The 21,366-nt window shown below is 72.9% G+C and carries 20 protein-coding genes; 11 read left to right on the forward strand and 9 right to left on the reverse strand.

The features are described 5' to 3' along the window. The first annotated feature begins 134 nt into the window (after positions 1-134). The 9 genes from ACIBX3_RS47655 (at position 135) to ACIBX3_RS47695 (ending at position 9,001) form a co-directional block, all read left to right on the forward strand. Positions 135-992 carry a GNAT family N-acetyltransferase gene (locus ACIBX3_RS47655; protein ID WP_397127326.1) on the forward strand — a complete coding sequence of 286 codons (858 nt, stop codon included), beginning with the start codon at positions 135-137 and terminating at the stop codon, positions 990-992. Between the two features lie 324 nt (positions 993-1,316). Continuing rightward, a complete protein-coding gene (locus tag ACIBX3_RS47660) occupies positions 1,317-2,132 on the forward strand; it encodes an ABC transporter ATP-binding protein (RefSeq protein ID WP_397127327.1) in 816 nt (271 codons plus the stop codon). After that, entirely contained in the window at positions 2,129-2,992 is an 864-nt protein-coding gene (locus ACIBX3_RS47665; RefSeq protein ID WP_397127328.1) for an ABC transporter ATP-binding protein, read from the forward strand. The genes ACIBX3_RS47660 and ACIBX3_RS47665 overlap by 4 nt, the downstream gene beginning before the upstream one ends. Next, positions 2,989-3,879 (forward strand): branched-chain amino acid ABC transporter permease, encoded by an 891-nt coding sequence (locus tag ACIBX3_RS47670; protein ID WP_397127329.1) that lies wholly within the window; start codon positions 2,989-2,991, stop codon positions 3,877-3,879. The genes ACIBX3_RS47665 and ACIBX3_RS47670 overlap by 4 nt, the downstream gene beginning before the upstream one ends. Further along, positions 3,872-4,993 carry a branched-chain amino acid ABC transporter permease gene (locus ACIBX3_RS47675; RefSeq protein WP_397127330.1) on the forward strand — a complete coding sequence of 374 codons (1,122 nt, stop codon included), beginning with the start codon at positions 3,872-3,874 and terminating at the stop codon, positions 4,991-4,993. Before ACIBX3_RS47670 ends, ACIBX3_RS47675 begins: the two co-directional genes overlap by 8 nt. Before the next feature lie 38 nt (positions 4,994-5,031). Continuing rightward, positions 5,032-6,273, forward strand: a complete 1,242-nt coding sequence (locus tag ACIBX3_RS47680; RefSeq protein ID WP_397127331.1) for an ABC transporter substrate-binding protein — start codon at positions 5,032-5,034, stop codon at positions 6,271-6,273. Between the two features lie 59 nt (positions 6,274-6,332). Continuing rightward, the gene (locus ACIBX3_RS47685; protein ID WP_397127332.1) at positions 6,333-6,992 is read left to right on the forward strand and encodes a TetR/AcrR family transcriptional regulator; all 660 of its coding nucleotides are present in this window, start codon (positions 6,333-6,335) and stop codon (positions 6,990-6,992) included. Positions 6,993-7,074: 82 nt separating this feature from the next. Further along, entirely contained in the window at positions 7,075-8,223 is a 1,149-nt protein-coding gene (locus tag ACIBX3_RS47690) for an acyl-CoA dehydrogenase family protein (protein WP_397127333.1), read from the forward strand. Between the two features lie 16 nt (positions 8,224-8,239). Next, on the forward strand, positions 8,240-9,001 hold the full coding sequence (locus ACIBX3_RS47695) for a crotonase/enoyl-CoA hydratase family protein (protein WP_397127334.1): 762 nt from the start codon (positions 8,240-8,242) through the stop codon (positions 8,999-9,001). A gap of 29 nt (positions 9,002-9,030) precedes the next feature. Here ACIBX3_RS47695 and ACIBX3_RS47700 read toward each other — a convergent pair whose 3' ends face one another. The 7 genes from ACIBX3_RS47700 to ACIBX3_RS47730 are packed head-to-tail and all read right to left on the reverse strand — an operon-like array spanning position 9,031 to position 17,006. After that, entirely contained in the window at positions 9,031-10,242 is a 1,212-nt protein-coding gene (locus ACIBX3_RS47700; protein ID WP_397127335.1) for an acetyl-CoA C-acetyltransferase, read from the reverse strand. A gap of 45 nt (positions 10,243-10,287) precedes the next feature. Next, a complete protein-coding gene (fabG, locus tag ACIBX3_RS47705) occupies positions 10,288-11,025 on the reverse strand; it encodes a 3-oxoacyl-ACP reductase FabG (protein ID WP_397127336.1) in 738 nt (245 codons plus the stop codon). Continuing rightward, positions 11,025-12,248: a CoA transferase gene (locus ACIBX3_RS47710; RefSeq protein WP_397127337.1), complete on the reverse strand. Its 1,224-nt coding sequence runs from the start codon at positions 12,246-12,248 to the stop codon at positions 11,025-11,027. Before ACIBX3_RS47710 ends, fabG begins: the two co-directional genes overlap by 1 nt. Continuing rightward, complete coding sequence (locus tag ACIBX3_RS47715; RefSeq protein ID WP_397127338.1) at positions 12,245-13,405, reverse strand: acyl-CoA dehydrogenase family protein; 1,161 nt, start codon at positions 13,403-13,405, stop codon at positions 12,245-12,247. The genes ACIBX3_RS47710 and ACIBX3_RS47715 overlap by 4 nt, the downstream gene beginning before the upstream one ends. A gap of 3 nt (positions 13,406-13,408) precedes the next feature. Further along, positions 13,409-15,079 (reverse strand): class I adenylate-forming enzyme family protein, encoded by a 1,671-nt coding sequence (locus tag ACIBX3_RS47720; protein WP_397127339.1) that lies wholly within the window; start codon positions 15,077-15,079, stop codon positions 13,409-13,411. Continuing rightward, on the reverse strand, positions 15,076-16,218 hold the full coding sequence (locus ACIBX3_RS47725; protein ID WP_397127340.1) for a CaiB/BaiF CoA transferase family protein: 1,143 nt from the start codon (positions 16,216-16,218) through the stop codon (positions 15,076-15,078). Before ACIBX3_RS47725 ends, ACIBX3_RS47720 begins: the two co-directional genes overlap by 4 nt. Continuing rightward, the gene (locus ACIBX3_RS47730) at positions 16,215-17,006 is read right to left on the reverse strand and encodes a crotonase/enoyl-CoA hydratase family protein (protein ID WP_397127342.1); all 792 of its coding nucleotides are present in this window, start codon (positions 17,004-17,006) and stop codon (positions 16,215-16,217) included. The genes ACIBX3_RS47725 and ACIBX3_RS47730 overlap by 4 nt, the downstream gene beginning before the upstream one ends. Positions 17,007-17,143: 137 nt before the next feature. On the opposite strand from ACIBX3_RS47730, the gene ACIBX3_RS47735 reads away from it, so the two are divergent. Together ACIBX3_RS47735 and ACIBX3_RS47740 are read left to right on the forward strand one after the other, a co-directional pair. Further along, positions 17,144-18,022, forward strand: a complete 879-nt coding sequence (locus ACIBX3_RS47735) for a LysR family transcriptional regulator (RefSeq protein ID WP_397127343.1) — start codon at positions 17,144-17,146, stop codon at positions 18,020-18,022. Positions 18,023-18,123: 101 nt separating this feature from the next. Next, a complete protein-coding gene (locus tag ACIBX3_RS47740; protein WP_397127344.1) occupies positions 18,124-19,737 on the forward strand; it encodes a long-chain-fatty-acid--CoA ligase in 1,614 nt (537 codons plus the stop codon). Here ACIBX3_RS47740 and ACIBX3_RS47745 read toward each other — a convergent pair. Both ACIBX3_RS47745 and ACIBX3_RS47750 read right to left on the reverse strand, forming a co-directional pair. After that, complete coding sequence (locus ACIBX3_RS47745; protein ID WP_397127346.1) at positions 19,677-20,552, reverse strand: LysR family transcriptional regulator; 876 nt, start codon at positions 20,550-20,552, stop codon at positions 19,677-19,679. The genes ACIBX3_RS47740 and ACIBX3_RS47745 overlap by 61 nt on opposite strands. A gap of 36 nt (positions 20,553-20,588) precedes the next feature. Next, a complete protein-coding gene (locus ACIBX3_RS47750) occupies positions 20,589-21,353 on the reverse strand; it encodes an SDR family NAD(P)-dependent oxidoreductase (protein ID WP_397127347.1) in 765 nt (254 codons plus the stop codon). Positions 21,354-21,366: the final 13 nt, after the last annotated feature.

Below are 21,366 nucleotides of genomic sequence, written 5' to 3' on the forward strand. Positions count from 1 at the left end.
TCACACGCGCGGGCAGGAGCGTGGGCCGGCGGCGGGTCTCCCCCGGCTTGGTGATTTGATGGAGAAAGCGGCCCCCTACCAGGCCCTCCGCCACGGAGCACCGGCTCGGGCAGGGGGCACGGGGGGTGATGTTCGTGGATCTCGTACTCCGCGGCGGAACCGTGGACGATGCGCGTGACTGCGGCCGGATCTGCTTCGAGAGCTTCGCCAGGCTCGCCGACGATCACGGTTTCCCGCACGACTTCCCCAGCATGGAGGCCGCGGCGGAGACGATCGAGACGCTGCTGACCCATCCGGGCTTCTACAGCGTCGTCGCCGAGCTCGACGGGCGCATCGCCGGCAGCAACTTCCTCGACGAACGCTCCCCGGTCGTCGGCGTCGGTCCCATCACCGTCGATCCGGCGGCCCAGAACCACGGCATCGGCCGCGAGCTCATGCGGGACGTCATGAACCGGGCCGCCGAACGGCAGGCGCCCGGCATCCGGCTGCTGCAGAGCGCCTACCACAACAGGTCGTTCGCGCTCTACGCGAGCCTGGGTTTCGAGTTCCGCGAGAGCCTTGCCTGCCTGCAGGGCCCTGCGGTGAACCAGGCGATCGACGGCTACACGGTGCGGCCGGCGACGGACGGGGACCTGCCGGCCTGCAACGAGCTGTGCCGGCGCGTCCACGGCATCGATCGCGGCGGGGAGCTCGCCGACGCCGTCAAGCTGGGCACGGCCCGCGTCGTCGAGCACGGCGGCCGGCCGACCGGGTACGCCACCGACCTGGCGCTCTTCGCCCACGCGGTGGGTGAGACCACCGAGGATGTCAAGGCCCTCATCGGCGCGGCCCACGCGTTCGGCGGGGCCGGCATCCTGGTCCCCGCCGGCAACAGCGCGCTCCTCCAGTGGTGCCTGGGCAACGGCCTGCGGGTCGTCCAGCTCATGAGCTTGATGACCGTCGGCCTGTACAACGCGCCCGCGGGCGCGTACCTGCCCTCCGTCCTGTACTGACACCGAGGGACGTCAGCCAGGAACGACCCGGACATGGCCTGGCCGAGGCCCACCGGCTGCTGCGCCTGCCCGCTGACCACGGTCCGCCGGCCACTCACCGAGATGGCCGCCGCGGCCGGATGGGGCGGGAAACCTTGCGGCCCGCGCCCGCCAGGGTGTTGACGTGTATCACAGAGGTCACCTACATTACGCGTACTTAACGAACGATCGATATAGGCAATGTCGACTTAACGAACGATCGATGCATACGCCGGCCCAGCGAGGGAGTGCCGTCGCCCGCCTCACGGAGTGAGGCCATGAGAACAGCACAGCAAGGAGACGCCGATGCTGGAGATCGAAGGGCTCGTCGTCCGCTACGGCGCGCGGGAGCCGGTACTTCACGGAGTGAACCTCGAGGTCGCCGAGGCAGGCGTGGTGGCGTTACTCGGCGCGAACGGCGCGGGAAAGACCTCCCTCATGCGGGCCGTCTCGGGCACGGTGCCGCTGCACGGGGGGTCGGTCGCCGCGGGGTCGATCCGGTTCCTGGGGCGGGAGACCGCGGGGACGAACCCGGCAACCGTGGTGGCCGGCGGGCTCGTGCAGGTGCCGGAGGGCCGGCACGTGTTCGGCTCGCTCACCGTCGACGAGAACCTCGACGCGGGCGCCATCACCGTCCGCTCCCGCGAGGCGCGGGCTCGGGCCCGCGGCCAGGTGTTCGAGATGTTCCCCCGGCTGGCCGAGCGGCGCCGGCAGCGCGCCGGCACGCTGTCCGGCGGCGAGCAGCAGATGCTGGCGATCGCCCGCGCGCTGATGTCGCGGCCGAAGCTGCTGTTGCTCGACGAGCCGTCGCTCGGCCTGGCGCCGCTGCTGGTGAAGCAGATCGGCGAGACCGTGCGGGAGATCGGCCGCGAGGGCGTGCCCGTGCTGCTGGTGGAGCAGAACGCGGCGATGGCGCTGTCCGTCGCGCACCGGGCGTACGTACTGGAGCTCGGGCGGGTCGTGCTGAGCGGGACGGCCGGCGAGCTGTCCCGCAGCGACGAGGTCCGCCGGCTCTACCTCGGCGAGGACCTGGGCGAAGAAGACTCGGGAGAGGGCGCGGGCGGGGGCCCGCGTCCGGGCGACGGCCGGGCCGTGCCCCAGCTGGCCCGGTGGACGGCATGAGCCCGCCCCGGCTGGTGGTGGACGGGGTGAGCGTGGCGTTCAGCGGCCTGCTGGCGCTGGACGAGGTGTCGTTCACCGTCGAGCCGGGCACGGTGCACGCGATCATCGGCCCCAACGGCGCGGGGAAGTCGTCGCTGCTCAACGCGCTGTGCGGCATCTATCCCGTGACCGGCGGGCGCATCCTGCTCGACGATCACGAGGTGACCCGGCTGCGGCCCGACCGGGTCGCGGCGCTGGGGGTCGGCAGGACCTTCCAGAACATCGTGGTCTCGCCGCGCGAGTCGGTGCTGGACAACCTGATGGTGGGGCGGCACCGGCTGACCCGCGCCGGCCTGGTCGCTACCGCGCTGTGGCTCGGCCGCCGCGAGCAGCGCCGCCACGAGGCCCGGGTACGGGAGATCGCCGCGTTCGCGGGCCTCTCGGCGCTGCTGGACAGCACAGCCGGGCGGCTGGCGTACGGCGACCTCAAGCGCCTGGAGTTCGCCCGGGCGCTGTGCCTGGAGCCGCGCCTGCTCATCCTCGACGAGCCGGTGGCCGGGATGAACGCGGCGGAGAGCCGGGAGCTGGGGCGGCTCGTTCTCGCGGCGCGTGAGGCGCTCGGCCTCACCGTGGTGTTCGTGGAGCACGACATGGGCGTGGTCATGTCGATCGCCGACCGCATCACGGTGCTCGACTTCGGCAAGGTCGTCGCCGAGGGCGCGCCCGCCGAGGTGCGCCGGGACCCGACCGTGGTCAGCGCCTACCTCGGCGTCCCCGACGAGGCCGCGTCGAGCAGGGCCGCGCCGGACGAGGCCGCGTCGAGCAGCGCCGCGCCGGACGAGGCCGCGAACAGTCAAGAGGCCGAGAGGACGCCGCGATGATCCGCCTGCTGGAGCTGCTGGTCAACGGCGTGTCCCTGGGCCTGCTGTACGCGCTCATCACGCTCGGCTTCGTCATCGTCTTCAAGGCCACCCGCGTGGTCAACTTCGCGCACGCGTCGTTCCTGCTGCTCGGCGTGTATGTGGTCGCCGCCGCCCAGCCCCGGATCGGCTTCGCCCCGGCGGCGCTGCTCGGCTTCGCCGTCGCCGGCCTGCTCGCGCTGGCGACCGAGCGGCTCCTGCTGGCGCGCGTCGACCGGCACAACCACCACGCGATGGCGATCCTCACGATCGGCCTGAACGTGGTGCTGACCGCCGAGCTGACCCGCCGCCTCGGGGAGCACGTGCTGCCGCTGGGCGCGCCGTGGGACGGCCAGGTGGTCAACCTCGGGCCGCTGACCCTGCCGCTCACGGTCGTCCTCACCGTGGTCGCCGTACCGCTGCTGATCGCCGGTCTCACCGCGCTGCTCACGCTGACCGGCTGGGGGCTGGCGATGCGCGCGTCCATCGCCGACGCCGAGGGGGCGACGCTGGTGGGGATCCGCCTGCGCCGGGTCTCCGCCACCGCCTGGGTCATCGCCGGGCTGCTGGCCACCGCGGCCGGAATCGGGCTGGCCTCCTTCCCCAGCCCGGGCGTCAGCCTGAGCATCGAGTCGGTCGCGATCGCCGCCTTCCCCGCGGCCATCATCGGCGGGTTCGACTCGCTCGGCGGGGCCATCGCGGGCGGCCTCATCGTCGGCGTCGTCCAGGTGCTCGTGGCCGGCCACCAGGACGCGCTCGCCTTCCTCGGGCTCGGCGTCGGCGACGTCGTGGCGTATCTCGTGATGATCGTCGTGCTGCTGTGGCGGCCCTCAGGGCTGTTCGGGTCGAAGGAGGTCAGCCGTGTCTGACGGCACTGTCGCGCCTGCCCGCCCCGCGGCCCCCGCCGCGGCGCCCTCCCGGGCGCTGCCGCGCCGGCTGCCGGCCGTCGCCGCCCTGGTCGCCGCGATCGTCGTGGCGCTGGCGCTGCCGCTGTACGTGGACGCGTTCTGGCTGCGCATCGGCCTGTTCGCGATGGCCGCGGCGGTCGGCGCGCTCGGCCTGACCGTCCTGTTCGGCGCGGCCGGGCAGCTGTCGCTCGGCCACGCGTTCTTCGTCGCGGTCGGCACGTACGGGTACGCCTTCCTCGCAGGCGGCGACGAAGGCCACATGACCGGCCTGGGACTGCCCCCGCTCGTGGCCGCCGTGCTCGCGACGCTGCTCGCCGGGGTGTGCGGCCTGTTGTTCAGCCCGGTCGCCAGCCGGCTGCGCGGCATCTATCTCGGGATCGCCTCGCTGGGCCTGGTCTTCCTCGGCCATCACCTGCTGCTCAACCTGCGGCCGGTGACCGGCGGCTACGACGGGCGCTCGGTCACGCCGTTCGCGCTGGGCGGGTTCGCCTTCTCCGACGCCTCGGGCCTCGTCGTGCTCGGCGTGCCGTTCGGGGCCGTGGAGAACCTCTGGTACCTCTTCCTGGCGGTCACCGTCGCGGCGACGCTGGTGGCCCGCAACGTGCTGCGGGGCCGTCCTGGCCGGGCGTTCCGCCTCATGCGCGACAGCGAGGTGGGCGCGGCCGCGATGGGCGTGCGGGTGCAGCGCGCCAAGGCGTCCGCGTTCGTCCTGTCCTCGATGTACGCCGGCGTCGCCGGCGTGCTGACGGCGCTGGCCTTCCAGCGCGCCGTCCCCGACTACTTCGACCTCCTCCTCTCGATCGACTTCCTCGCGATGATCATCCTCGGCGGACTCGGCTCGACGTCCGGCGCGATCATCGGCGCGGCGTTCGTGGTCGCGCTGCCGATCGTGCTGTCCCGGTACGCGGACGTGCTGCCGCTCGTCGTCGGCCCCGGCCAGGACGGGCTCGAGGCGTCCATCGCCGCGCAGTTCGTCTACGGCGGGCTCGTCGTGGTCGTCATGCTGACCCAGCCCGGCGGGCTGCGGGCGCTGGTGCACGCCCTGCGCGACCGGCGCCGGCCGGCCGCCCGCTGACCCACCCCCACCCCCCAGAGAAACGCCAGGAGAACCCCATGAACCGGTCCCGTCCGCGTGTCCTCACCGCGGCCGCCCTCGTGGCGACCCTGTCCGTCACCGGTTGTTCCACCAAGGCCACCACCTCCTCGGGCGGCGCCGCCCCCGGCGTCAGCGCCTCCACCATCAAGCTGGGCATGCTCCAGGACCTGTCCGGCGCGTTCGCCACGTCCGGCAAGACCAGCAACACCGCCAGCCAGTTCGCCGTGGACGAGATCAACGCGGCCGGCGGCGTGTGCGGGCGGAAGATCGAGCTCGTCGTCCGGGACCACGGGTACGACGTGCAGAAGGCGGTCACGGCGTACGACGAGGTCGCGCCGCAGGTCCTCGGCTTCCTCAACGTCTACGGCTCGGCGATCACCTCGGCGCTGAAGGACAAGATCGTCGCGAACGACATGCTGGTCGGCCTGACCGCGTTCGCGCCCACCCTGCTCGGCGACCCGCATCTCATCGTGGTCGGCTCCACGTACGACATCCAGGCGGTCAACAGCATCGACTGGATGGTGCGCGAGGGCATGCTGAAGAAGGGCGACACCCTCGGGCACATCTACCTGCAGGGCGAGATCGGCGAGAACAGCCTGAAGGGCAGCACGTTCGCGACGGAGAAGGCGGGGCTGAAGCTGGCGAGCCAGCAGATCAAGCCGACCGACGCCGACCTCACCAGCCAGGTCAACGCGATGAAGGCGGCCGGCGCCAAGGCGATCCTGCTGGACTCGACGGCGAAGCAGACCGCGGCGGTGGCCAGCGCCGCCCAGGCCGCCGGGCTGGACGTGCCGATCATGGGCAACGTCGCGACGTTCGCCAGGAGCCTGCTGGAGACGGCGGCCGCGCCCGCGCTGATCAAGCAGTACTACCGGGTGTCAGGCATCGGGCTGCTCAGCGCGGACACGCCCGCGGTGAAGAAGCTGGCCGGCAAGTGGCAGGCCAAGTTCGGCGCGCAGCAGCCCGAGTCGGGCGGCGCGGTCGTGCTCGCGTACCTGTCGACCCACCTGTGGGCGAAGATCATCAGCGGGACGTGCGACGATCTGACCCGCAAGGGCGTGCTCGCCGCCCGCGCCAAGGTGACCAGCTTCAGCATCGACGGGCTGGGGCCGAAGCTGGACCTGTCGGACCCGGCGCAGCCGACCTCCCGGGAGAGCCAGATCCACCGGCCCGACAAGGACGTCTACGCCGGCATGAAGCTGGTCGAGGACTTCAAGGTGTCCGACCTCGCCGAGCAGTATCAGGTGAAGGCCGGGTAGCGTCCGCCCGCGTGGCGCTGACGATCTGACGGTTTCGATGTGTGGAATAGGATGTGGCGATGGCGACACGCGGCACGGCCGGTGCGGCGGATCGGGAGCCTCGGGCGGTGGCCAGGGGAAACGGACTTGCCGCGATCATGGCGTCGGCGCGCGAGATCTTCGCCGAGCGCGGCTACCACGGCGCGTCGATCCGGGACATCGCCAAGGGCGCGGGGCTGAGCCTGTCGGTGCTCTACTACTACCACGCGGGCAAGCAGGAGCTGCTCCACGCGCTGCTGGAGGACGCGCTCGACGACTGCCGGCGCGGCTGCGAGACGGCGCTGACCACCGCTGGGGACGACCCGGCGGCGCGGCTGGGCGCGTTCGTGCGGGCAACGGTGGAATACCGGGTGCGGCGCCAGGTGGACAGCCTGCTCGCCTTGCGCGAGCTGCGCAACCTGGAGCCGGAGCGGCTGGAGCGCTTCGTCGAGCGGCGCGACGCGCTGCCGAAGCTGCTGCGTGAGATCATCGACGACGGCGTGGCCCGCGGCGTCTTCGCCACGCCCCATCCCGACGAGGCGCATCGGGCGATCCTGGCGATGTGCAACGCCGTCGCCCAGTGGTACCAACCCACGGGCGACCTGAGCGTCACCGACCTGACGGAGCGGTACACCCACCTGGCGCTCACGGTGGTCGAGCACCGCCCGCCGGCCCGCAGGTCACGGGCCAAGACCACCTGACGCCGTGTTTCCGGCCCTCGGCATCGCCGGCCCGGCTCCTGAACTTAACGATCGTTCGACAAGCTCGGCAGAAAGAGGAACGATGCGACGCACCGTCTTCGGCGAGGACCACGAGGCGTTCCGGGCCACCGTCCGCGATTTCCTCGCCCGCGAGGTCGTCCCGGTCTTCCCGGAATGGGAGAAGGCGGGCGCGGCGCCCCGCGACTTCTACCGGCTCCTGGGCAAGCTGGGCATCCTCGGCATGCAGGTCCCCGAGGAGTACGGGGGCGGCGGCCAGCGCAGCTTCAAGTTCAACGCCGTGGTGAACGAGGAGCTGGCGCGGGCGAAGCTGGGCCTCGGCCCGGTGCGGGTGCACACCGACATCGTGCTGCCGTACCTGCTGAGGTACGCCGACGCGGAGCAGAGGCGGCGCTGGCTGCCCGGGGTGGCCGGCGGCGAGCTGATGACGGCGATCGCGATGACCGAGCCGGGCACCGGGTCGGACCTGGCCGGCATCGCCACGACCGCGGCACTCGACGGTGACCATTACGTGCTCAACGGCGCCAAGACCTTCATCACCGGCGCCGTCAACGCCGACCTCGTGCTCGTCGTCGCCCGAACCTCCCCGCCCGCGGAGAACCGGCGCGCCGGCCTGAGCATCCTGGTCGTCGAGGCGGCCTCCCCCGGCTTCTCGGTGGGCCGCAACCTGGACAAGCTCGGGCTCAAGGCGCAGGACACCGCCGAGCTGGCCTTCACCGACGTCCCCGTGCCGGTCGCGAACCTGCTGGGCGAGGAGGGCCGCGCCTTCGACTACCTCGGGCACAATCTCGCGCAGGAGCGGTTGTCCATCGCGGTGAACGCGCAGGCGGCAGCGGCGGCGGCGCTGGACGTCACGCTCGCGTACGTGAGCGAGCGGAACGTCTTCGGCCGGCCGCTGTCCGGCTTCCAGAACACCAAGTTCGTGCTCGCCGAGTGCGCGACCGAGGTGGAGGCGGGGCAGGCGCTGGTCGACCGCGCGCTGGAGGAGCACGACGCCGGCGGGTTGAGCGCGGCGGACGCGGCCAAGGTGAAGCTCTTCTGCACCGAGCTGCAGTCCCGCGTCGTGGACAAGTGCCTGCAGTTGCACGGCGGCTACGGATACGTGCTGGAGTATCCGATCGCCCGCATGTACGCCGACGCGCGGGTCACCCGCATCTACGGTGGCACGAGCGAGGTCATGAAGAGCATCATCGCCAAGTCCATCGGCCTGTGAGCGAAAGGGAACACGCATGAGCACCGTGCTGACCGAATTCGGCGACGGCGTGGCGGTCATCACCATCAACCGGCCGGCGGCGCGCAACGCGGTGGACCTGGAGACGACGAAGGCGCTGGCCGCGGCGATCGACGAGCTGGAGTCGCGGCCGGAACTGCTGGTCGGGATCCTCACCGGCGCGGGCGGCACGTTCTGCTCCGGCATGGACCTCAAGGCGTTCACGCGTGGTGAGAAGCCCGCCCTGCCGGGGCGCGGGTTCGCCGGCATCACCGAGCGTCTTCCGTCCAAGCCGCTGATCGCCGCGGTCGAGGGGTGGGCGGTCGCCGGGGGCTGCGAGCTGGCGCTGGCCGCCGATCTCGTGGTCGCGGCGCGGGACGCCGTGTTCAGCCTGCCGGAGGTCAAGCGGGGGCTGATCGCGGTGGGGGGCGGGTTGTTGCGGGTGGCGAAGGCCCTGCCGTACCACCTGGCCATGCAGCTGGTGCTCACCGGCGATCCGCTTCCGGCCGCGCAGGCGCACACGTACGGGCTGGTGAATGTGCTCACCGAGCCGGGCGGGGCGCTGGCGGGAGCGCGGGAGCTGGCCGCCAGGATCGCCGCCAACGCGCCGTTCGCGGTACGGGCGTCCAAGCAGATCCTGTCGGCGTCGGTGAGCTACACCGACGAGGAGGCGTTCGCGGCGCAGCGGGAGGTGTGGGCGGCGGTGACGGCGTCCGCCGACGCGCTGGAAGGCGCCCGCGCCTTCGCCGAGAAGCGGGCGCCGATCTGGCAGGACCGCTGATCAGGCCGGCACCGCTCGAAGACCGCTGATCAGGCCGGCACGCGCTCGAAGACCGCGGCCAGGCCCTGGCCGCCGCCGATGCACATGGTCTCCAGGCCGTACCGGGCCTCGCGGCGGTGGAGCTCACGGGCCAGGGTCGCCAGCATGCGCACGCCGGTGGCGCCGACCGGGTGGCCGAGCGAGATGCCGGAGCCGTGCACGTTCGTGCGCTCCAGGTCCTTCTCACCGAAGTCCCACTCCCGCATGACCGCCAGCGCCTGGGCCGCGAACGCCTCGTTGAGCTCGATGAGGCCGATGTCGTCCAGGGTGAGGCCGGCCCGGTGCAGGGCGGCCGCGGTGGCGGGGACCGGGCCGATGCCCATGGTCTCCGGCTCGACCCCGGCCACCGCCCACGACACGAGGCGGACCAGCGGGCGCAGGCCGTGCCGCGCGGCGTGCTCGGGCGTGGTGACGAGGCACATGGCGGCGGCGTCGTTCTGCCCGCTGGCGTTGCCCGCGGTGACCGTCGCCTCCGGGTCGGAGTCGAGCAGGATCGGCTTGAGCCTGGCCAGGGACTCCAGAGAAGTGCCGGCGCGGGGGTGCTCGTCGGTGTCGATCACGACCTCGCCGGTCCTGGTCCTGACCGCGATCGGGATGATCTCCTCGGCCAGGATCCCGCCGGCCTGGGCCGTGACCGCCCGCTGGTGGGACAGGAGGGCCAGCTCGTCCTGCTCCGCGCGCGGGATCGCGTACGCGCGGCGCAGGTTCTCGGCCGTCTCGAGCATGCCGCCGGGGACGGGGTGGCTCTTCCCGCCCGCGGTCTGCCGGGCGCGTACGAGGCTGTCGTGCACGGCGATCCCGTTCCGCGCGCCCCATCGCATGTCGGCCGAGTAGAACGTGGCGTTGCTCATGCTCTCGGCGCCGCCGGCGACGACGACGTCGTGGACCCCGGTCTGCACCTGCATGGCCGCGTAGAGCACGGCCTGCAGGCCCGAGCCGCACCGGCGGTCGAGGTGCAGGCCGGGCACGTGCACGGGCAGCCCGGCGTCGAGCGCGACGACGCGGCCGATCGCGGGCGCCTCGCTGCTGGCGTTGCAGTGGCCGAGGACGACGTCCTCGATCGCGTCCGGCGCGATGCCGGTGCGCTCGATCAAGCCCTTGAGCGCGGCCACCCCGAGGTCGGCCGCCGTCAGGCTCTTGAAGGCCCCGCCGTAGCGGCCTATCGGGGTGCGGACGGGCTCGCAGATGACCGCTTCACGCATGCCCGGTCCCTTCCCGCACGATCACCGGGGATCCCGGTTCCCCGCTCACATGAACCGCCCGCCGGTCACTTCCAGCACCGTGCCGGTCATGTACGAGGACAGCTCGGAGGCCAGGAACAACGCCACCGAGGCGACCTCCTGCACCTCGCCCGCCCGCCCCATCGGGATCTCGGCGAGCTTCTGGTCCCACGCCTTCTGCGGCATCGCCTCGGTCATGGCCGAGCGGATCAGGCCCGGCTGGATGGCGTTGACGCGTACGCCGTGGTGGGCCAGCTCCTTGGCGGCGGCCTTGGACAGGCCGACGACGCCGGCCTTGGCAGCGGAGTAGTTGGTCTGGCCCACCATGCCGACCTTGCCGGACAACGAGGAGATGTTCACGATCGCGCCGCTCTTCTGCTCGCGCATGACGGCGGCCGCCTTGCGGGTGCCGTTCCAGGTGCCTTTGAGGTGCACGTCGATGACCTGGTCGAACTGCTCCTCGGTCATCGTCCGCATCGTCGCGTCGCGGGTGATCCCGGCGTTGTTGACCATGACGTCCAGCGAGCCGAACGCCTCCAGCGCCGTCTGGATCAGGGCGTCCACGTCCGCGGCGCTCGTGACGTCGCAGCGTGCCGCGCGGGCCGCGCCGGGGCCGCCGAGTCGCTTGGCCGCCGCCTCGGCGGCCTCCAGATTGAGGTCGCCGATCACGACCCGGGCGCCTTCCCTGACGAAGACCTCCGCGATGGCGAGCCCGATGCCCTGGGCGCCACCGGTGATGACGGCGGTCTTATGGTTGAGCAGCATCATGTTCCCTCTGGTGGTGATGAGGTCGGGCCGTGGATGACGCCGTTCTTCCGCAGCGTCGCGAGGTCCTCCTCGGACAGTCCGAGCTCGGTCCGCAGCACGTCGTCGGTGTGCCGGCCCACCTGCGGCGCCGCCGCCGGCGGCGGCTGCTCCCCGTCTACGACCAGCGGTGATCCGGGCGCCCAGTGCCGCCCCACGCCGGGCTGGTCGATCTCCGCCATGAGCGGGTTCCCGGGCAGCCCGGCGGCGAGGTCGGTGAAGCTCCGGTACGCCGACCAGAGCACGCGGGTGGCGCGCAACGCCGTCTCCGCCTCGGCCCGGGTGTGCGACTCGAACCAGCCGGCGAGCAGGGCTGCGAGGACCTTGCGGTGCCGGTACCGCTCGGACTCCTCCGCGAAGTCCGCGCCGAGCGCGGCGGCCAGCGCGGACACCACGTCGGTGAGCCCGGTGGCGGCGAGGAGGTCCCGCCAGTGCCGGGCGGTGAGCGCCACGATCATCAGCCGCTCGCCGTCGGCGGTGGCGAAGTCGCGGCCGAACGTGCCGTAGACGTGGTTGCCGTCGCGCTCCCGCGGCGTGCCTGAGCTCGCGCCCAGCTGCGCCTCGGCCAGGTAACCGAGGTTGCCCGCGGTCGCCAGGGCGACGTCCTCCAGCGCGAGGCGTACCCGCTGCCCCTCCCCCGTCAGCAGGCGGTGCCGCTCGGCGGCCAGCAGGCCGGCCGCCAGGTAGAGCCCTGCCGCGACGTCCCAGGCGGGAACCACGGTGTTGACCGGCCCTGCCACGTTCTCCGGGCCGGTCAGCAGGGGGAAGCCGGTCGCCGCCTGGACGGTGTAGTCGACCGCGGCCCCGCCGTCGCGGCGGCCGGTGAGCAGCACGTGGATCACGTCGGGGCGGCGCTCCCGCAACGCCTCGAAGGTCAGCTCCGGGTACCGGTCGGCGTTGGTGATCACGATCCCGCCGCCGCCGGCGATCAGGCCGGCGACGAGCCGGCATCCCTCGCCGGAGGACAGGTCCACCTCGATCGCGCGTTTGCCCTTGTTCAGGCCGGACCAGTACAGGCTCGTCCCGCTCCCGGCCAGCGGCCAGCGGGTGCGGTCCGCCGCCCCGCCGATCGGCTCGACCCGGATGACGTCGGCGCCGAGCTGAGCCAGCGTCATCCCGCCCAGCGGGGTGGCCACATAGCTGGAGATCTCGACGATCCGCAGCCCCTGGAGCGGCAGCGTCACCGGGCGTCCCCCCTGAGCAGTTGTTTGGCGATGATGACCTTTTGTACCTCACTGGTGCCCTCGTACAGGCGGAACAGGCGGGCGTCGCGGTAGAACCGCTCGACCGGGACCGACCGCATGTATCCCAGGCCGCCGTGGATCTGGACGGCGCGGTCGGCCACCCTGCCGACCATCTCCGAGCAGAAGAGCTTCGCGCACGACGGCGCCATGCGGCGGTCGCTGCCGTCGTCGTACGCCTTCGCCGCCTCCAGCACCATCGCCCGGCCGGCCATGAGCTCGGTCTGTGAGTCCGCGAGCATCGCCTGCACCTGCTGGAACTCCGCGATGGGACGGCCGCCCTGCCGGCCGGCCGCGGCGTGGCCGACGCTCTCCTCGACGAGCCGCTGGGCGAGCCCGACGCAGATCGCCGCGATGTGCAGCCGGCCGCGGGCCAGCGAGCGCATGGCGGCCGCGAAGCCCTCGCCCTCGACGCCGCCGATCAGCGCGGACTCGGGCACGAGGACGTCGTCGAGGAAGACCTCGGCGGTGTGCGCGCCGCGCTGCCCCATCTTCTCGTCCTTGGGGCCGACGGTGAGCCCTTCGGCGCCGGACTCGACCGCGAAGACGGAGATGCCCTTGGTGCCCTCGGTGTTGGTGCCCGCGCCGGCGTTCGTCCGGGCGAAGACCATGAACAGGTCGGCGCGGTCGGCGTTGGTGATGAACCGCTTCTGGCCGGTGAGCCGGTAGCCGTCCGCGACCCGGACGGCCCGGGTCCGCAGCCCGCTCGGGTCCGAGCCGGCCTCGGGCTCGGTGAGCGCGAACGCGGCGATCTTGGCGCCGGAGGCCAGGCCGGGGAGGTGGCGCCGCTTCTGCTCGTCGGTGCCGAAGTTCACCAGGACCTGGCCGGCGATGCCGTTGTTGGTGCCGAGCATCGAGCGGAAGGCCGGTGCGGTGTAGCCGAGCTCCATCGCCAGCCGGACGTCCTCCGCCATGGAGAACCCAAGCCCGCCGTGCTCCTCCGGCAGCGCGTAGCCGAACAGCCCCATGCCGGCCGCCTTCGCGCGGATGCCCTCGGGGATCTCGTCGGTCTGCTCGATGACGTCTTCGGCGGGCACGACCTCCTTGCGGACGAACGTGCGCACGGCGGCGAGCACCTCCTGGAACGCTTCGGTCTCCACGGTTCAACTCCTGACGGTGGTGGGAGGCTGTGCGATCCGCGCGCGCAGCTCGGCTTTGAGGATCTTCCCGGCGGGCGAGGTCGGCAGCGCGTCGATGACGTGGACGGCCCGGATCTTCTTGTACGGAACCACCCGCTCGGCGACGAACGCCATGACGGCCTCCGGGTGGACGACGGTGCCCTGCCGCGGCACGACGAAGGCGACCGGCTCCTCCCCCGCGCCCGGGACGGGCCTGGCGACGACCGCCGCCGCGGCCACGCCGGGATGGCCGCGCAGGATGTCCTCCAGCTCGCGCGGATAGACGTTGTAGCCCTTGTAGATGAGCATGTCCTTGGCCCGGTCGACGATGTGGACGAAGCCCTCCTCGTCGACGAGGCCGATGTCCCCGGTACGCAGCCAGCCGCCGGCGAACTGCTCGGCGGTCGCCTCCGGCCGGTTCAGGTAGCCGGGCGTGACCTGGGGGCCGCGTACCCAGAGCTCGCCCGGCTCGTTGGGGCCGAGCACGGCCGCGCCGTCGCCGATCGAGCGGACCTCCACCGCGGTGTCGAAGATCGGCACGCCGACGCTTCCCGGTTTGCGCCTGGCGCCCCGCAGCAGCGGCGCGGCGGTCACCAGGCACGTGGCCTCGGTGAGGCCGTACCCCTCGCCGACCATCGCGTTGGGGAAGGCGGCGGCCAGCGCCTGGAGGCCGGCCGGGTCGATCGGGGCGGCGCCCGAGGAGACCACCCGCACCGAGGACAGGTCGCGGGCGTCCAGCTCGGGGCTGTCCAGCAGCGCGTGCCACATGGCCGGGCTGCCGGTGACGTACGTGGCGCGGTGCCGCTCGATCGCCGCCAGCAGCAGCTCGGGGGTGAAGCGTCCGGTGAGCACGATGGTGGTGCCGCACAGGAGCAGGAAGTTCACGTGGATGAGCGCGTGCGCGTGGAACAGGGGTGACACCATCACGGTGACCCCGTCGCCGGGGTGCACGCCCGCGTCGTCCAGGCCGGGGATCGGGCGGAGCCGGGGTTCGCCGTCGCCGGTGGTGAGCAGGTGGGCGGCGCGCCAGGCGGTCATCTGGGCGACGTTGGCGACCACGTTGCGGTGCAGGACCCGCACGCCCTTCGGGACTCCGGTGGTGCCGCCGGTGTAGGCGATGTGGGCCGCGTCGTCCGGGGTGACGCCCGTCTCCGGGGCGGTGGCGGGCCGGCCGGCGACGAAGCCGGCGAGGGGCACCGTGCCGGCCGGCGGGGGGTCCGCGTGCGGCGGTACGACCACGATCGTCCGCAGGTCCGGGCCCGCCTCCCGCAGGGTGGCCACGTGGGCGGGGTGGCTGAGGGCGAGGACCGCGCCGGTGTCGAGCAGCTGGTCGCGCAGGGCCGGCGCCGGCTGCAGCGGGTTGGCGAGCGACACGGTGGCGCCGGCGAGCAGCGTCCCGTAGTAGCCGATCAGGAACCAGGCGCTGTTGGGCAGGTGGAGGAGGACGACGTCGCCGTCGCGGACGCCGGCGTCCCGCAGGCCGTGCGCGAACGCGGCGGCCCGCGCGAGCAGCTCGGCGAAGGTGAGCCGCTCCGGCCCGTCCACGACGGCCGTCCGGTCGCCGTACAGCCGCGCCGCCGTGGTGAGCAGCTCTCCGACGGTCAGCTCGGGATAGTCGAGCGTGGCGGGCATTCCCTCCGGCCAGTACGCGTTCACCGCACGGCCCCCTCCGACAGCAGGCTCTCGATCTCCTCATCGGTGTGCCCCAGTTCGGCCAGGATCGCACGGGTGTCCTCCCCGGGCGCCGGCGCGGGCGCGGGCCTGCCGCAGGGGGTGCCGGCGAACCGGGGCGCGGGCGCGGGGTGGACGGCGCCCTCGGCGTCGGTGGAGAAGCTGTTCCTGGCGGCGTTGTGCGGATGCGTGACGACCTCGTCCATGGTCAGCACCGGCGTGACGCAGGCGTCGACGCCGGCGAACCGCTCCGCCCACTCGTCGCGGGTGGTGCTCTTGAACGCCCTGGCGAACGTCTCCCGCATCGCCGGCCAGGTGTCCGGGTCCCGTTGGGCGGCGAGGTCGATCGCGTCGGCGACGCCGAGCACGTCGACCAGCCTGGCGAAGAACGCGGCCTCCATGGCGCCCACGGCCACGTGCCGCCCGTCGGCGCACTCGTAGGTGTCGTAGAAGGGGGCGCCGCCGTCGAGCAGGTTCGCGCCGCGGTCGAGGCGCCAGGCGCCGGCCGCGTACCGGCCGTAGATCATCGACATCAGCAGGCCGGAGCCCTCGGCCATCGCCGCGTCCACGACCTGCCCGCGCCCCGACCCCCGCGCGTTGAGCACCGCCGCGAGCACGCCGACGGCGAGCAGCATGCCGCCGCCCCCGAAGTCGCCGACCAGGTTGAGCGGCGGGGTGGGCGGGTGATCGGGACGGCCGATCGCGGCGAGCGCGCCGGACAGCGCGATGTAGTTGATGTCGTGGCCGGCCCGCGCCGCCAGCGGCCCGTCCTGGCCGAAGCCGGTCATGCGGCCGAACACCAGCCGCGGGTTGCGCTCGGCCAGCGTCTCGGGGGCGAACCCGAGCCGCTCGGCCACGCCGGGGCGGAAGCCCTCCAGCACCGCGTCCGCCGTGTCGATCAGGGCCAGGACGACCGCCGCGCCACGGGGATGCTTCAGGTCGGCGACCAGCGACCGGCGGCCGCGGTCCAGCACCGGGTTCGGGCGCGTGTCCCGATCGGCGGGGCGGTGCACGCGGATCACCTCCGCCCCCAGGTCGGCCAGCATCATGGCGGCGAACGGAACGGGGCCGATGCCGCCCAGCTCGACCACCCGCACTCCGCTGAGGGGACCGCTGCCGCTCATCGGCCCCGCCAGTTCGGCCGGCGCTTCTCGGCGAAGGCCCGGGCGCCTTCCTTGGCGTCCTGGGACGCGAAGACGGGCTCGATGATCAGGCGCTGGCGGGCGAACCTCTCGGCCTCCGGCCACTGTTCGTGCTCCTTGATCACGCGCTTGCTGGCGAGGGTCGCGAGCGGGCCGTTCTCCGCGATGCGCGCGGCCAGGGCGAGCGCCGTCGCGAGCGCCTCGCCGTCCTCCGAGAGCCGGTTGACCAGCCCGATCTCGTACGCGCGATCCGCCGTGATCAGGTCGCCGGTCAGCGCGAGCTCCATCGCGACCTGCGCGGGCACGCGGTGCGGCAGGCGCAGCAGCCCGCCGGCGGCGGCCACCAGGCCCCGCTGGACCTCCGGGAGGCCGAACCGGGCCGTCCGCGCCGCCACGACGAGGTCGCAGGCGAGGACGATCTCGCAGCCGCCCGCGAGCGCGTAGCCCTCGACTGCCGCGATCAGCGGCTTGTCCGGCGGCTTCTCGGTCAGGCCGGCGAACCCCCGGCCCTCGATGCTGGGACGCTCGCCGCGCAGGAATCCCTTCAGATCCATTCCCGCGCAGAAGCAGCCCCCGGCCCCGGTGAGGACGCCGACGGAAAGATCGTCGCGCCGGTCGAGCTCGTCGAGCGCGGCGGCGATGCCCTCGGACACCGCCCGGGTGACGGCGTTACGCGCGTGCGGGCGGTTGATGGTGATGACCGCGACGCGCGACTCGTGACGCACCAGCACGTCGTCTCCGGCGGCGGTCGTGCTGCTCTCCGTTGTCATCGTGCTCCTGGCGGGCCGGGGGACGGGCCGGCCGGTGGCGTCCGGCCTCCCCCGACTGCATCATCACCGGGCCCGCGGGCGCAAAGACCGGGGTGCGTATGGATCTATCAGTCCCGCCTATGAGTACAGTTCGGGGCATGGACCTGCGGCTCGTCGCGTACTTCGTAGCGGTCGTCGACCACGGCGGCGTCACCAAGGCCGCGAAGGCGCTCTACATCGCCCAGCCGTCGCTGTCCCAGGCCATCCGCAGCCTGGAACGCCAGCTCGGCACCCAGCTGTTCGACCGGTCCGGCCGCGGGCTCACCCTGACCGCCGACGGGCGGGCGTTCGCCGGGCCCGCCCGCCAGATCCTGGCCGACGTCGAGAGCGCCAGGCGGCGCGTCCACGCCGTACGGGACCTGGTCACCGGGCGGCTGGAGCTCGCGGTGCTGTCGACGTTGTCCGCCGACCCGCTGCCGGAGCTGACCAGCGAGCTGCACCGCCGGCATCCGGGCATCCTGGTCACCGTACGCGATCCCGGCAGCGCGTCCGGTGTCGTGAGCCAGGTCCGTCAGGGGCATGCCGAGCTGGGGTTGACGGATTTCCCGGTGAAGAGCGACATGGTGCGGACCCGGGAGCTGTGGGAGCAGGAGATCGCGCTCGTCCTGCCGCCGGACCTGGCGGCCACGCTCCCCGATCCGGTGCCGCTGGAGGCGATCGCCGAGATCCCCCTGGTCCTGGAGTCCGCGGAGGCGGGGGGCGGGGCCGCCATCGACGACGCGCTGGGGCAGGCCGTGGGCTTCGTGGCCGTCGAGTGCGCGCACCGGCAGGCGATCTGGGAGCTGGTCACGCACGGCGCGGGCGCCACGTTCCTGCCCCGGCGGATCGCCGAGACGGAGCTGCGCGACGTGGTGGTGCGGTCCATGTCGCCGCCGGTCCGGCGGACCGTGCGGCTCGTGTTCCGTCCCGGTCCGCTCTCCCCGGCCGCCACGGCGTTCCTGGACGTCGCGGCGGAGCTGAGCCGGCGGCGCCCATAGGTTCGGCCTATCGGACGGTGCGGCGTTCGCTCTTTGCGCCCGGCCCGATGGGGTGGTCGACTCTCAGCAGCGTGTCCTGGCCGCGACGAAGGAGAATTCACGTGAACACGCCATCGGCCCACTCGGGGATGACGATCAGCGACCAGCTCGCCCGGCACGCCCGCTCCTCCCCGGACGCCGTGGCGCTGCGGATGGATGGGGCTGGTCGCACGTACGGTCAGCTGGACGCGCGGGTGGACCGGCTGGCCGGCGCCTTGCGGGCGCGGGGTGTGGAGCGGGGCGACCGGGTCGTGGTGATGACGTTCAACGGGCTCGAGATGGTGGAGGTGTTCTTCGCCTGTGCCAGGGTGGGTGCCGTCTGCGTGCCGGTGAACTTCCGGTTGCAGGCGGACGAGGTGGCGTACCAGTTGTCCGACAGCGGGGCCGTGCTCGCCGTCGTCGACGCCGGGCTGGCCGCGACCTTCGCCCGGGCGTGGAAGAACGCGCCGGCCGTGCGCCACTGCCTGGCGGTGGGAGAGCCGGTCGTCGGCATGGAGCGCTACGAGGACGCGTTGCGCGACGCGCCGGAAGAGGGCGCCGGCACGGTGGCCGACGCGGTGGCCGGCCTGCACGCGCCGGCCTTCATCATGTACACCTCCGGCACGACGGGACGGCCCAAGGGCGCGGTGCTCACGCACTACAACCTGGCCGTCCAGACCATGAGCAGGTTCGCCCACGTCGGCGTGCCGAGCGACTGCCGGGTGTGGCTGATCAACACCCCGCTCTTCCACATCGGCGGCCTGGCGGCCCTGCTGTCCAGCGTGCTGGTCGGCGCGCGGACCGTGATCGCCAGGTCGAGCCGCTTCGACCCGATGGAGACCGTGGACCTGCTCGAACGCGAGGGCGTCGGGTACTGCTTCCTGGTCCCGGCCCAGTGGCAGGCGGTCTGCGACGTCCCGGGGATCGAGGGCAGGGACCTGTCCGCGCTGCGGATCATCTCGTGGGGCGCCGCGCCCGCGACCAAGGCGCTCCTGCTCCGGATGATCGAGACGTTCCCCGGCGCCAGGTTGCTCAGCATGTTCGGCCAGACGGAGTGCGGCGCGGTGTCGACCGTGCTCCTCGGCGAGGACGCGGTGCGCAAGATCGGCTCTGTGGGCACGCCGCTGGTCAACACCGAGGTGCGCATCGTCGACGGGCAGATGAACGACGTGCCGCGCGGCGAGATCGGCGAGATCGTCTACCGGGGGCCGTCGATCATGACGGGCTACTGGAACAAGCCGGCCGAGACCGCGGAGGCCTTCGCGGGCGGCTGGTTCCACTCCGGTGATCTGGTCCGGCAGGACGAGGACGGCTACATCTACGTGGTGGACCGGCTGAAGGACATGATCATCTCGGGCGGCGAGAACATCTACTCCGCCGAGGTGGAGGAGGCCATCGCGGCCCACCCGAAGGTGGCGGAGGTCGCCGTGGTGGGCGTGCCGGACGAGCGGTGGGGCGAGACGCCGCTGGCCGTCGTGGTCCCCTTCCCCGCGTCGGAGTCGCCGACGGCCGAGGAGATCGATCAGTGGTGCCGGTCGCGGCTGGCGGCGTACAAGGTGCCGCGGCGCCTGGCCGTGGTCGCCGACCTGCCGCGCAACGCGAGCGGGAAGGTACGCAAGAACGAGCTGCGGCAGGCCTACGGGCAGGCCAGGTCGACGAACGCCCGTCCGGCCGGGGAGAGCGCGGCGCCGTCGTAGACCAGCCCGTACGCCCGGCTGATCCGCGGCTCCAGCGCGCGCACCACGGCCCCGCGCGCGGCGGCGGCCTCGGCCATCGAGCGTTCGAGGAACGTGGCCCCCACGCCGGCGAGCACGAACGGCAGGCGGGCCTCGCGGTGCTCCACGACGACGGACGGGATGATGGCGCGCCCCGCCGCCGCGACCGCCTGCTCGATCTCGCCGACCGCCAGGGAGCTGCCGCGCGGCACGATCACCTGCGGGAGGTCCGGCAGCTCGGACAGCGGCAGCGGATCCCGTGACGGCGCCGCGGACCCCGGAGGGAGGACCAGCCAGTACTCCTGCACGCCGAGCTGGCGGACCTCCAGCCCGGCGTGGTCCATCGCGGGCAGATGGCAGACCACGATCTCGCAGTGCCCCTCCCTGATCAGGGCGGCCGCCGCCGTCTCGTCGCGCAGGTCGCCGATGCGGATGGAGACCTTCGGGTACTCCCTGCGGAAGGCGCCGACCAGGCGGGCCACCGGGTCCGCCGACAAGGCGGGCATGGCGAAGACGTCCAGGCGGCCTCGCGGCCGTCCGGCCGCGTCGACGAGCGAGCCCTCCGCGGCGACGACGTCGCGCAGGATGCGGCGCGCGGGCCCGACCAGGCTGTGCCCGGCCGAGGTGAGCACCATGCCGCGGCCGATGCGGTGGAACAGCGGGACGCCGAGCTCGCGCTCCAGGCCCTGGATGGCCTGCGAGATCGTCGGCTGGGCGACGTCGAGCACGGTCGCCGCGGCGTTGATGCCGTTGTGGTCGACGACCGCGAGGAAATACTTGATCTGGTGCAGGTCCACGGCCTGACTGTATCCAGGCCCGTCCATCCGGCCGCCTCAGCGCGGCGCCATGCGGATGGCGCCGTCGAGCCGGATGGTCTCGCCGTTGAGGTAGCCGTTCTCCAGGATCTGGCAGGCGAGCCGGGCGAACTCCTCGGGACGGCCGAGCCGGGCCGGGTTGGGCACGGAGGCCTCCAGCGAGGCCCGCACGTCCTCGCGCAGGCGGGCCAGGAGGGGCGTGTCCATGATGCCGGGCGCGATCGTGCACACCCGGATCGCCCGGCCGGCCAGGTCACGGGCGGCCGTCAGGGTCATGCCGGCGATGCCGGCCTTCGCGGCGGTGTACGGGATCTGGCCGATCTGGCCTTCGTACGCGGCGACCGACGCGGTCAGCACGATGGCGCCGCGTTCGCCGTTGACCGCTTCGTGGCGGGCGATGCGGGCCGCGGCGAGGCGCAGGGCGTTGAACGAGCCGATCAGGTTGAGTTTGATCACCCACTCGAAGTCCTCGAGCGACCCCGGGTTGCCCTCCTTGTCCAGGAGCCTCAGCCTGCGGCCGGCGCCCGCGCAGTGCACGAGAGCCCGCAGGCCGCCGAGCTCGCCGGCCGCGTCGAGCGCCGCCGCGAACTGGTCGGCGTCGGTGACGTCGGCGGCGGCGAAGCGGGCCGCCTCGCCGAGCTCCGCGGCGACGCCGGCCCCGGCGGAACCCGGCAGGTCGATGACGACGACCTTGCCGCCCGCCTCGACCAGCCGGCGGGCCGTCGCCAGCCCGAGGCCGGACGCGCCTCCGGTGACGGCGGTGCAGAGTCCTTCCAGACGCATGGGTGGGTCCTCT

The organism is Nonomuraea sp. NPDC049480 (assembly GCF_044465905.1).
Taxonomy (GTDB): domain Bacteria; phylum Actinomycetota; class Actinomycetes; order Streptosporangiales; family Streptosporangiaceae; genus Nonomuraea.